The 12,119-nt window shown below is 41.8% G+C and carries 9 protein-coding genes and 1 tRNA gene; 3 read left to right on the plus strand and 7 right to left on the minus strand.

The window, feature by feature from the left end; translation table 11 throughout:
- The first annotated feature begins 2 nt into the window (after positions 1–2).
- Entirely contained in the window at positions 3–1,238 is a 1,236-nt protein-coding gene (locus AAHB90_RS15670) for a DEAD/DEAH box helicase (protein WP_342086152.1), read from the plus strand.
- A 57-nt stretch (positions 1,239–1,295) separates the two neighbouring features.
- On the opposite strand, the gene AAHB90_RS15675 is transcribed toward AAHB90_RS15670, so the two are convergent.
- Both AAHB90_RS15675 and AAHB90_RS15680 read right to left on the minus strand, forming a co-directional pair.
- The gene (locus AAHB90_RS15675) at positions 1,296–1,709 is read right to left on the minus strand and encodes a CHRD domain-containing protein (RefSeq protein ID WP_342086153.1); all 414 of its coding nucleotides are present in this window, start codon (positions 1,707–1,709) and stop codon (positions 1,296–1,298) included.
- A 124-nt stretch (positions 1,710–1,833) separates the two neighbouring features.
- Positions 1,834–2,568, minus strand: a complete 735-nt coding sequence (locus AAHB90_RS15680) for an SH3 domain-containing protein (protein ID WP_342086154.1) — start codon at positions 2,566–2,568, stop codon at positions 1,834–1,836.
- A 100-nt stretch (positions 2,569–2,668) separates the two neighbouring features.
- Here AAHB90_RS15680 and AAHB90_RS15685 point away from each other — a divergent pair.
- Positions 2,669–2,741: transfer RNA gene (locus AAHB90_RS15685), tRNA-Lys, on the plus strand.
- Positions 2,742–2,970: 229 nt separating this feature from the next.
- Positions 2,971–4,281, plus strand: coding sequence for a site-specific integrase (locus AAHB90_RS15690; RefSeq protein ID WP_342086155.1), 1,311 nt, complete (start codon positions 2,971–2,973; stop codon positions 4,279–4,281).
- A gap of 400 nt (positions 4,282–4,681) precedes the next feature.
- On the opposite strand, the gene AAHB90_RS15695 is transcribed toward AAHB90_RS15690, so the two are convergent.
- The 5 genes from AAHB90_RS15695 to AAHB90_RS15715 form a co-directional block, all read right to left on the minus strand.
- Positions 4,682–5,140, minus strand: a complete 459-nt coding sequence (locus tag AAHB90_RS15695; RefSeq protein WP_342086156.1) for a hypothetical protein — start codon at positions 5,138–5,140, stop codon at positions 4,682–4,684.
- Positions 5,141–5,297: 157 nt separating this feature from the next.
- The gene (locus AAHB90_RS15700; protein ID WP_342086157.1) at positions 5,298–5,834 is read right to left on the minus strand and encodes a hypothetical protein; all 537 of its coding nucleotides are present in this window, start codon (positions 5,832–5,834) and stop codon (positions 5,298–5,300) included.
- A gap of 159 nt (positions 5,835–5,993) precedes the next feature.
- Positions 5,994–6,947: a hypothetical protein gene (locus AAHB90_RS15705; protein WP_342086158.1), complete on the minus strand. Its 954-nt coding sequence runs from the start codon at positions 6,945–6,947 to the stop codon at positions 5,994–5,996.
- A 118-nt stretch (positions 6,948–7,065) separates the two neighbouring features.
- Positions 7,066–8,499: a hypothetical protein gene (locus AAHB90_RS15710; protein WP_342086159.1), complete on the minus strand. Its 1,434-nt coding sequence runs from the start codon at positions 8,497–8,499 to the stop codon at positions 7,066–7,068.
- Positions 8,500–9,666: 1,167 nt separating this feature from the next.
- Positions 9,667–11,751 (minus strand): hypothetical protein, encoded by a 2,085-nt coding sequence (locus tag AAHB90_RS15715; RefSeq protein ID WP_342086160.1) that lies wholly within the window; start codon positions 11,749–11,751, stop codon positions 9,667–9,669.
- Positions 11,752–12,119: the final 368 nt, after the last annotated feature.

Consider the following 12,119-nt stretch of genomic DNA (forward strand, 5'->3'; position numbering starts at 1 on the left):
CTATGAAATTTGAAGATTACCCTATTGCTGAGGAGATCAAGCGAAGTCTGGAAGCCGCCGGGTTTAAAAAACCTACGGATATTCAGTTCAAAGCTATTCCGGCGGTGATGAAAGGGGAAGATGTGTTAGCCATTGCGCAGACAGGTACCGGTAAAACGGCGGCTTTTGCGATTCCGGTGGTTGATAAACTGCATAAACAGAAGTCGTCGAGCCGTTCCGAAGGCATTAAATGTGTGGTAATGGTACCTACACGTGAGCTGGCGATTCAGATCGCCGAGGTGTTTGCCAGTATTTCAAAATATACCAAAGTAAAGACATTCAGCGTCTTCGGTGGGGTAGAGCAGGGGCCGCAGATCGCGAAACTTGAAAAAGGAATCGATATTCTTGTCTCGACGCCTGGCCGGATGTTCGATCTGGTGAGCCAGGGCCACATTAAGCTCGACCGCGTGGATACCCTCATCCTCGACGAAGCCGATCATATGCTCGACCTGGGTTTTATCAAAGACATTCAGGACCTGATCCGGCATTTACCAAAAAGGAGACAAACGCTGTTTTTCTCGGCGACCATTGACGAAAAGATCAAGAAACTGGCCTATTCGCTCGTGCGGAACGCGATACGCATTCAGATTTCCCCAAAAAATCCGGTAGCGAAGAACATCGATCACTCCGTTGCCTTTGTGGCGATGGACGACAAGCGGTTCTTTCTGGAACGCGTCATCAAGCAGAATGTCGACAAAAAGATCCTCGTGTTCGTACGTACGAAGGTGCGCGCGGAACGTGTGTACAATGCGCTGGAACGTATGGAGATCAAAAGTCTGACCATTCACGGCGACAAGGAGCAGGCCGACCGGCTTGTTGCGATGAACGAATTCAAGAAAGGCAATGTGAAAGTACTGATCGCTACGGACGTAAGTGCGCGGGGTATCGACATCCCCAGCGTGGACTACGTGATCAATTACGATTTACCTGAGCAACCCGAGAATTACGTTCACCGTGTAGGCCGTACCGGTCGTGGGACGCAGAAGGGTATTGCTGTTTCATTTTGCAGCGAAGAAGAGAAGCCGGTACTTGAGCAGATCCAACAGTATCTCGATAAACCCATTGCGATACTGAAACTAAGCGCGGACGAATACGCCCAAACGCTCGAATTCACCACTGATGCGCCTGATGATCTGGGAGCGTTGATGCGCGAAATCCAGGAGTTTGAGACGCGGCAAAAGAAGAAAGGTAGAAAATAAGGCAAGAAAAAAGGCTTTCAGGATCGCTCCCGAAAGCCTTTTTTAATGGATGATTGCTTATTCTTCAAATTTGTCCGCCAGGATCTGTCCGCGGATTTCCCCGTATGGATACAGTTCAGTAGGGATATTAATGTACATCATACCTACGATGAGCTGAGTTTGCTGTTCGTTGTTCAATTTAACCGAACCCTGAACCTGTGTCGTGGTATTTTCACTTAGCGTCTTAATGATCGGGCCTCTTTCCCATGCAGGGTTAGCCACATTAAGGGTCACCGAAGTCGGTACGATGTTCTGGAAATTGATATTGTATTTCAATTCCATGGTGTTTTTGTTGTATTCAAACACCCCTGTGCCTTGTGCCGATGAAGTAGCCTTTGGAACGGTTGGGCTACTATTGATTACAGCTGAGAACTTCACAATGTCATCTTTGTGAGGCCCTTCCTCTTTACAGGAAGTTACAAATCCTAACATTAAAACCCCCGCGATTAATAGTAAAAAACGTTTCATTGGCTTTTTCATACATTTTAAATTTAAAAATTTAACTCCTAAATATACATACAAACTTAAATGCTGCAAAAATGATACCAGTTTGCTGTCATATATTCCAAAGATCACTTTTCCGGATATAAACGATCCGATTGTTCCAGATAACCCTGTTCCAGTGGTCGACAGAACCGATTATCGTCAGTTTATGCCCTTTTCCCACCTTTTCAACGACCCCCGCAGCCGATGACGGTTCATCGCGCAGGAAAGTATTCTCATTCACTATAATGCACGTTTGATAAAGCGAAGGCACATTTAGTATTCCCAGCAACGCCAGCAGATAAACAATAATTGAAATCTTGTGAATCTGCAAAATAGGCTCCTTCCTACGTGTCTTTGTAACCATTATGACAACTATATAGGTGCCCAAAGTTAGAAGCAATATTGGAATGTAATCACCATATTTTCGATAAAATATTATGAAATAGTTGTAATCGTCGAATTCATAGCCACTTAGATTCTGCTCCTTCGCAAGTTTGTCCATTTTTTCAAAAAGATGCCTTGACGGTTGGACCAGGGCCAGTTTGCTAAGGAAAAAAAGGCAGTCGGTATAATTGTTGGTCTTTTCGGCCAGGAAGGCAAGCTTCAAAAGCAAAGCCCGGCTATTTTTTTCGGTGAGGCTGAAATTTTTTTTGTAGAGCGTTTGGGCCTCGGGGTATCTGGCGATAGCGAACAGAGAATCAGCCGTTTTGAGCTCCTTTTGGTTAGCACAGAAGGCAGGGCCCGACGCAAAAAGGGCCAGGGACAACAACGAAAAAAACAGGTTTTTCTTGTAGGGTACTTGCATTATACTTTAAAGAATTCTACTTTTGCATCGCAATTACGGAAAAGGCCACGGCTAATCCAAGGCTGCAAAACTTCGAAAGCGGAAATAGGAAGTAGAAAATGATTCCGTAGCTCAGCTGGTAGAGCAATACACTTTTAATGTATGGGTCCTGGGTTCGAATCCCAGCGGGATCACTTAAAGCGCCTCAAAAGGCGCTTTTTTCGTTTAAAAACGTCATTTTTTCACTGTTTTCGAAGATAAGCATATCATTCTGATTCAATCCAGATCAAAGCATTCGGTAACCTATTCGGTAACCTGCTTTGCTTACTAAATTAGGTTACCGAATGGACATGTTTGACAGAGGCGATTTTGACCAAGGTTTCTCAAACATCAATGTTTCTTTAACCTTAAACTGTGAGGACGATGAATTTCAAACAGAACCTGACTGTACTCTTCTGGCTGTACAGACAAAAAGCGAAAGCAGACGGCAAAGCTCCTATTTATGCCAGAATCACAATTGACGGTAAGTACACCGAAATCTCAACAGGCAAGAAAGTAAATCCGACATCCTGGGACTTGGATGCTAAACAGGTCACTGGCTCAGGATTGGAAGTAAAGCTGGCTAATCAGAAATTAGCTCAGTTGCAAACAGACGTCGAACGGATTTTCAACGGCCTTCAAACGCAGTTCCCCGAGGTCACCCCGGCGATGGTCAAGAACGTCTACCTGGGTAAACCTGCGGTCGAGCAGCCTAAAGTAGCCAAGCCCGCTGCCAAGAACGAGCAAACCGTGCTGGAAGTCTTCGACGAGTTCATCACAAAATTTGAGAAGCGGGTAGAACGGGAGAATGCTTCGTTTGAGACCTTGAAGCACTGGCGCAGCACCAAGAAGAAGGTGGCCGGTTTCATCAAATATCATTTCGATCGCGAGGATGTTTACTTTTCTTCTCTTCCAGACACTTTTGCCGAAGATTTGTACGATTATTTAACGCTTCACGTCGCGAAACCGCTGGCTGAGGTAACTGCTCGCAAGGAGGTGAAATGGGTGCGTCAGATCGTCAAAATTGGCGTTAAAAAGAAATTTATCGCTTCCAACCCGATGGAAGGCTTCAAGTGTTCTGGCGGCGATGTGGAGGTAATCCCGCTGGAATTTTGGCAGGTGGAGAAAATCCAGCAAAAGCAGTTCAGCGTTGACCGGATTTCTGAGGTTAGGGATGCATTCATTTTTCAGTGCTTTACCGGTTTCGCATATCAGGATATTTATGACCTCAGTCCGGAAAACGTCGTTCTGGTCGGGCCTAAGAAAGAACGCTGGCTTGTCAAGCACAGAGGTAAGACAGAAGTGGGCGAAATGGTACCCATTCTGCCAATCGTTGACGAGCTGATATCCAAATACCAAGACCACCCTTACTGTATTGCCAATCGCAAGTTGATCCCTGTCAACAGTAATTACCGCTACAACGTATACCTAAAGGACATTGCTCAGCTTTGTGAAATCCGGGATGTTAGTGGAAATATCAGAAGGTTGGATACACACGACGCTCGGCATTTCTTTGCAGATATGATGCTCAACAATGGCGTTCCTCTGGAAGATGTCAGCAAAATGTTAGGCCACCGAAGCATCAGAACAACGATGCGCTACTGCCGAGTCAGAAAGTCAAGGATCAGCGCGAATGTTGCACTGGTGAGGAACAAGTTGTTTACCAAGGCAGGTAAGCTCCGGCAAGCCTCATAACTGTCAATGGCGTTCTTGTGCGGTCGGACCTAGAAAGTCGGCCGCACCTACGGAATGTTGAGTTCATGGCCAGGAAATATGTAAATTCTAACAAACTACTGGTCATTTGCAAGAGACCGAAATTTTCCATCTAATTATAGACCGCTCCGTTAAAAGTATACCTGTCGGTTTATGTTGTCCAATGTCGCCAAAGTCAGGAAGAAGCTGGCAAGCCAAGAGGCAGAAAGCAGAAAGAGGCACAAGCGGAAAGTGACGCCTAAAATTTCTGCCAACGAAGAAGGTTCTACTGGGGCAAAAGCCAGGATCAAGTTATATACAAATTAGGCGATTTTGCTTACCGACACTCTCATACATATTTACATCAATTTGAGTAAATTCTAATATTCTTCTCGATTTGAATCTATCTTGGAGCTGGTGCTATTTTCAGAAGTGGCAGTTGAAAAACTTGCATAAGAAAACTGGGGTGGTTCGTATTTGCAGCTCTTCCTACCGTTGTCGCCACAGAAATACCAAATTCTGGATTTTCATAAAATGTCAGGACTGACAGACCATTATCGTAATCCTGGGATTTTGTTTTTTTGAAGCTATTGATCTTTAAATCAGTTTTAAAGCTATTGTATACTGCAACGTCATTGGTCGTATAGTCAACCGAAATCTCTTTGAAGTTTGGCCTCCAATAAATAGTTGTTAAACGATATCCTATTGATTCATACCTACCTATAGTTTGCCTTGTAAAATAGTATGTTTTTGCAACTTTGTCCTCTGGCATCTTCTGAGTTATGACTTTATTAAATTTGAACCCCCTGCTTGTCACATCAGTCTCGAAATCGTCGTAATCAATGATAGTAAAGTCGTTCATGTCCTTCAAACTGAAAAATTTTTGCGTCTGAGATATACTTGGAATATTGTATAGAACTATCATTAAAATGAACCGGATCATCAATTTTAGCGATTAAATATATTCAAAATGGACAAGTCATATTTATTGCGGACACGTGAGCAAGGACAAAGTGCATTCAAGTTTTCCCATCAAGACCTGCTGTTAGTTCTTTGATCAACTTATTGACTAAGTCTTTTTTGAAGGCTGTATTAACTTCCGGATCGTTTTTGTATTCGCGTACTGCCTTGATGTTTATGTATTCGTTTAATGTAGACAATTTTTCCTTTGTCTTTTTCTCGAAGTCATCATGATATTTACCGAACACTATATGATAGTGGACACTCATCGTGTCATAAGCGATCAGATATAATTTATACTCGTCGCTCGGAAAAGATTTATCCTTCTCGAGATTGCCATCTACGTTCTGATATATGCCATCAACAACTTGATATAAGTAATCAATATCAATGCTCTCATTTCTAAGGTTTCTACTTAACGTCACAGACATAACAAACACAATTAACTCCCTCTCATTGGCAAATAATGTGGAGTTATTTTTCGATAGAAACTTATAAAGAAAAATGATTTTATCAATCATAAGGTGATCAGGGTCAGTGTCCTGCCCATTGATCTTCATAGAGATCAGATTGATCAATCCTTTAAAAATCCCCATGTTATTTTCGTTTTAGCTATTTCCAAACAAGTTACTCAATTGATTATACGTTCTTACTCGCATATCCCGACAGTGCACTACAACGTAGTGAGTTATTTAACATAATGTAAATTTATAAAATGTTTCATGCATATTATTTACTATATTTTATACTTCGACTTACTTGCTATTAAGTTCGTATAGATATTCGAACAATGTTGCCTTGTCGCTATCGGTTTCTAAAGGGAAATACTGTGAATGTTGATATTTTCTTGCGGGCGCTTGCGTAGAATATAGACGTACCCCGATTTCCTCAGTGTTTACTTCCATAGCAGAATATTCAAAAGCGATTTTATATAATTCGTTATACGAAATAAAATCTTTTGATGGAAATGTTTCTTTATATTCAATATTCAAATTTGGCCTGAAATATTTAATTAATGACGCTTCATAAACAGTTACCTCCTGGCCCTTGCTTAATCTGTTTTTTGACTTCGTAAGGATCTGTTTTAAATTTTCAGTTGTTGGAGCTACTGTCTTTGAATCTGATAAAGCGAACGAGGTTTTTATGTCGCTTGTATCAACTGTGAGCCCGATTATAATTACTTCTTCATTGCTGCCTAGTTTTAATATGTCAAGGGCAATTTTCTGTACTTTCTCGTGATTTGACAAACGGTAATCAATAGTCCTTTGTTTATTTCGCCCGAAAGCTTGACCAACGTATAACACTTCTAAATCAGAAGCTAGACCATCGTTTTCTCCTTTGCTTTTAAGATCGCCATTGTAAGAATGAAGTAGATTGATTAGTTTGTAGTCATCTACTAAAATCCTGTGAGAATCATTTACGGTAATTCGGTACTGCCCATCAGACCAGGAATCAATAAAATAGATGCTTTGATTAGAAAATGTTAAGTTAACTTTTTCGTGTTGATCATTTAAATAATATAAGACAATTTCGTTTTTGCCTTCTTTCCGTTCGCAGCTTTTAAAGTATATTTTCTTTCTTTTACAAACTAAGTAAATGTGAAATTTGTTTTCTGCAATGACTCTTCTGAATTCAGGAGAGTTGAGCTGACCAGGTTCGAATATTATGGATTTTTTTGAATATAAATTTAGTCCTAAGTCCCACTTCATAAATTATTGATTTTTTGATACAGTATTAAGTTCACATACTTACATCGCATAGGTTGATTGTGGTTATTCACACTGTACGATCTTTGACAAGCGAACACTCTTACTTGTCTAGTTAATGCTACTTCACATAGAAAATACTCTGATTGTTCGCTGAATACAAAAAGCCATAAAATCCGCCTGATGTTGATTTTATTGGTGGTGACCACGGCCTTAATTGACCCTCGCCAAGGTTGATTGTTTTTCTTTCTTGAACCTCTCCATTACTGGTAAATTTGATTAAGTTATTTGCTCCAAGATTGCCAAACATTATAAATCCACCTTGATCAGATTGTAGTAATGTGGCATCCGATCCTTCTACCTCTTTTTCCCAGATTTTTCGTCCTGAGCTGTTTAGCTTTCTGTATCCTACTCCGGTTGGATAGCTTTGTTTTTCTATAATGATTGATCCGTCTGCTAATACGATCATTTGGCTATATGTATCGGCGGGTTGTATTCTATCCCATTCTATATCACCTGATTTGTTGATCTTCACAAGCCATCTATCATAATCACCTTCCACATCTTCGGTTTTGTCTAGGGAAATTTTCGAGTTCGATACGCAATTGAGCAAATATCCTCCATCAGGAGTAACTGTGATGTTGTTTATGTATTCGGCATCACTTCCACCGATTGTCTTGTCCCATTGCTTGTTACCCTGCGCGTCGACTTTGACTATCCAGATGTCATAGGCGGTGTTGGTGTCGTTTGAATTGGAGTTTTTCGGTGGGCTTGACTTATTGTTGCCTACCCTGGTGTTTGACGTCCCTGCAAGAATGTATCCGCCATCTGAGGCACTTATTACTTTTCTCAGGTTGTCCTGCGGAAACATCATACTAGAATTTGGAACTCCATAGAATTCCTTTTCCCATATTTTCTCTCCGGTGTTTGAAATTTTCAACAGCCCATACCTTTTAGCGTTCGAGTTTGTACCTAGAATATATCCTCCATCACCTGCAGTTAGTATCGATACCGTATATCTAGAATCTTGCCAATCAAGCGATTTTTTCCAAAGGAGCTGTCCGTTTGCATTAAGGCTAATAATTTGTTTTGAGTACCAACCATTTATCGCAGCGATACAGCCTCCATTTACAGACTCGGTTAAATGGAAGTCGATACTATCTTGAAACTGTCCAATATCGGTTATCCATTGCCGTGTATACGATTCAATTTTGATGTTTTCAGTCCTTGTTAATGTGACTGTTTTATTACAAACAGTTTCTACTACGACTGTTACCCTAAATTCGCCACTCTTCGAAAAGTTTTGCGTTACTTTGGTTTTACTGTCTGTTTCAATTTGGACCGTCTTTTCGTCGCTAATAATTGTCCATGCTACCTTACCGATCGATGCGCTATCGGTGCCGATAAGTTCAAAGCTCACGTCCTGCCCCGAAATATGTTGTATTTTAACCTCAGTTGGCGTAAGGCATTGATTTTGAGGGTCTACTTGACTGTTTTTTTTCTTGCATGCTGCAACGAATACGAAAATAACAAGTAGTATGGGAAAGGTTCTCATGTAGCTATTATGGAAAGAGTTGGGTCTCGAGTCTCAAAGGTAACGCTTTCTTAATTAACACGGTAAACGTGCTTGTCGCTGCTTTCACTTGGCATTATTTAGTAGCATAATGCTAATTAACGCGACTAACGCTCACATTTACTAATCTCGAAATTCGTTATCTTAGGCTAGGTATCCACTGGCAGCACGTTGAGAAAGATCTGAGCTTTGAAGGATTTTAATTATTCAAGTGATTGAGTCCCCAGGGACAAATCTTCTCCTTTCCGAAAATATTCTCATCAACAATGTCCGAGGCTTTCAGAACAGTCCATGTTTTTAATCTGCTAACATCATCTCGCGCGCTTCTATTAATTCCTCCTTTCTTTCATATTGGTCCAACGCCTCTGGATTCAGCGTATGTGATATGATCCGGATTAGTCTCCGTCTTAAAATACACTTCATGTACCCAGTAATTAACTGCCCGGCCGTGCCATGGCCGATCATCTGGTAATGCCATTTGACTTCTCCGGATCCGTATTCTACCATACCAGAAATTGAGGTTTCGATTGAAACTCTCATCAGCTAGCCCAACTATTTCGCTCTTGGAACGATCTGATCCGCGGGCGTGATCTCCATTCATACTTCCGTCCGGTAGGAGCCATAGGCCACAAAGATAACTCTTGCTCGGTTCTATCAGCCCAAGCGCGCTGAAGGCGACTGAATTTTCCTAGGTGGGCGAAGTGGGCTTTGTCGGTTTCGTATTGATTTTCAAGCGAATACTCAACTCACTGTGAACAGCTATATTTAGAGCAGATTCTGAAAGACGAGATCATCCAACATAAACATTTGAACTCGAGAGCGGCCTCGATACTCATACACCAGATGGATAAGTCCCAATGTCAGCTTACATTACAAGTTGGGCCCACTATGTCGTTTGCAAGAGCTCTTGCAAGTGTTTCTCAAAACCAGAATTTTTGGGATCTTAATCTCCAGGCGCGAAGTAGCGCTCGGTTTTGGAGCATGGGAGATGAGCAGGTTTAGTAACAGCATCAATACGAGTCGCCCCTTACGTTAAGGTGAGTTCGAGAACGCTCTCAGCTAAATCAATCGTATTCAGGACGCTGACAGCCTACCACCTTTTGTATAAATACACCGAATCAAGCTTCTATTTCCTACTGTTCCAGCGCGCTATTTACGCGAATTATAGGTATCGAGTCCGGCCCCAGAAACTGCTGACAGTGCGTTCTTTTTAGACAAATTGTAGGTTATCCCGAAAAACATCTTTCCCTCAAATCGTTGGTAATACGGAATATTGAATGATGAATAGGAAATGTCCTTTGATTTCACAATGATGTTATTTCCATCAGAGATGAAATTGTTTGCTGACAAATCCAGACGCTTTACCAGGCCAAACGCACATCCGGCATGCAAGATAATACGCTCTGACTTACCGAGGTGAACTGCGACAGATGCTAGTGCTTGTAATGACTTATTACCGGCGTAGGCAACGCCAAAGCTCAGGCCGCCGTTGACCCATTTTTCTCCATTTCGCCTAACAATATTAACCATTCCGCCAAACGCAAAATCCGCCCGTCCAGCATTTTGGCGTTTGATTTGAATGCTATCCACCCCAGATGTGTCGGTAGAAATCAGGACCTTATTAAATACGTCGTCGAGAAGTCGACTACCAAAGAATCCCACACTGAAATCAACCTTCAGGCCACCCTTTAGCCAGTATTCGTAGACATATTCGGAGACCTTGATGTCCTTGCTGGCAACCTCTTCACGCCTTATGACAAACCTTAAAACATCACAGTTGCCAAAATTGGCCGTTGTTGGCATCAAGTTTTCACTCGTGGTTGATTTCTGTACAGTGCCCAGGCTTGTCAATATTTTGTTAAGCAGGATGGAGTTCTTATTAACATTTGTCGCGATCTTTTCGTAGAGAGCGACATTGACGTCGAGATAGCTCATCAGCATTTGCATATCTGCGTCGGTTTGCCGGACATAGATTAGAAAGTCGCGCAGTTTTTGAGTTTTAACATTGATTCGATGAAGCATTGTCGAGTCAATTGAATTCAATGCCAGTACTTCGTTATGAAAGGTTGCGTATTTTACCGCATGGTCCTGCACAAGCATTCCTATATTGGTAGCAACCAGCAACACGTAATCCTGATAGATTTGAAATCGCTTTTCAAGTATTTGCTCGCGAAGCGAGCTCAAGCTCTCCTCTACCGAAATACCGTGATATTCTCCCACCGCTGGGCGCTCCCAATCCAGCTTGTATTTCTTTTCCAGTTCAAGAAAGTGCTTATTTTGGAGACCATTCTTCATGTCATGTGGCTGTGCACTGATATGAGCCAAGAAGTTTTCCAGAGTATCGAAATCGCTGTATCTGTTTTTGAAATCATTTGCAAACTCTTGTTTAGCCACGTCTATCGAATAGTATAAGGTAGCAGTGTCGGCAACCGTCGACATCAATCGTCGGATAATTGCATTGTCTAAATTAAGGATGGGCAACTTGCGGATGTAGGCGATGTAATCCTGAATTTGAATGGAGCGATCAAAACTATGCCCACGTAAGCGTTCGCTTAGTTTACGATACTTCTCATTGCTGACAATGAACAAACTATCAAGATATCTTCGCTTTCTAATTACCTCAATGGCGGCCTTTTCCTCAGCAGCAGCCATTTCCTTTTCCCTTTCTTTTTCAGTTTTTTCTTTCGTTTCTGCCCCAGTGTTCGTTTTTTGATCCAACTTAACGTCGTGATGCCCGTGCGCAACAACAGATTTTGGAGGGGAATATTTCGTAATGCGTGCTAGATCCATGTATAGTCCTTGCAAAGCCTTACTGACTTTCCTAAGGGAATCCGCAGTAGCAACCCTTTTTGCGTTGAACTCTGCTAATTTCTTCCGAATCTGACTCTTCGTTGTATCGGTTGAGAAAATATCGGGGATGACAATATCGGGATTAACAACGCCATTACCACTAATCGTCTTCGACTCCTCAGAGTCTATCGTAGTTGCGTCAGTAAAATGAGAAATTACTACGTTGTTGACTGTATAGCGATATTTAAGAGGGTTAATGTCGGTGACACGAAAAATTGTTGTCGCATCAAATTTCCCATTCCCGCCCGTTATCTTGGATTTGCTAGGAATCGTTCCATGCAAGCGAAGGTCCGATGTTGATAAGCGATATTCGGCCGACGAAGTTGTCTGAGCAAACGATGCTTGACCAAGGGTCGCCAAAATAATAACGATGAGATATTTCATGATAAAGTCAGGGAATATTAGTGCAGTGTTTTCCATTAAAATTTATCGAATTATTCTAATAACTCATTGGTTACAAGAGGCTAAGTTATTATTCGGCAAAGAATAATCTTTCCAATATCTCGACTCGGGCCATGCAAAGGCGGCCCTCTGGCGATGCTATAATTACGGTTCACCGTACGTATCAGCGATTCGTTATAATTTCATTTTGTACCACCAAAGTGTAATTCTATGTGGCCGATTCCAATGTTAGGATGATATATTGGCGAACCTATCGGTGAGTACAGAAAGATGATCGGATTAGTAGCACGGGATGCGGTATAGATAATATCTATTGACGCTAGAGTCCGATCTATTTGATTGGACTTTGA

This window comes from Dyadobacter sp. OTU695 (assembly GCF_038440355.1).
Classification (GTDB): domain Bacteria; phylum Bacteroidota; class Bacteroidia; order Cytophagales; family Spirosomataceae; genus Dyadobacter.

Bases quoted from the DNA above. Each gene is read 5' to 3' on its own strand.
- AAHB90_RS15670 (WP_342086152.1), top strand. From the start codon at position 3: ATGAAATTTGAAGATTACCCTATTGCTGAGGAGATCAAGCGAAGTCTG.
- AAHB90_RS15675 (WP_342086153.1), bottom strand. From the start codon at position 1,709: ATGTTAGGATTTGTAACTTCCTGTAAAGAGGAAGGGCCTCACAAAGAT.
- AAHB90_RS15680 (WP_342086154.1), bottom strand. From the start codon at position 2,568: ATGCAAGTACCCTACAAGAAAAACCTGTTTTTTTCGTTGTTGTCCCTG.
- AAHB90_RS15690 (WP_342086155.1), top strand. From the start codon at position 2,971: ATGAATTTCAAACAGAACCTGACTGTACTCTTCTGGCTGTACAGACAA.
- AAHB90_RS15695 (WP_342086156.1), bottom strand. From the start codon at position 5,140: ATGAACGACTTTACTATCATTGATTACGACGATTTCGAGACTGATGTG.
- AAHB90_RS15700 (WP_342086157.1), bottom strand. From the start codon at position 5,834: ATGGGGATTTTTAAAGGATTGATCAATCTGATCTCTATGAAGATCAAT.
- AAHB90_RS15705 (WP_342086158.1), bottom strand. From the start codon at position 6,947: ATGAAGTGGGACTTAGGACTAAATTTATATTCAAAAAAATCCATAATA.
- AAHB90_RS15710 (WP_342086159.1), bottom strand. From the start codon at position 8,499: ATGAGAACCTTTCCCATACTACTTGTTATTTTCGTATTCGTTGCAGCA.
- AAHB90_RS15715 (WP_342086160.1), bottom strand. From the start codon at position 11,751: ATGAAATATCTCATCGTTATTATTTTGGCGACCCTTGGTCAAGCATCG.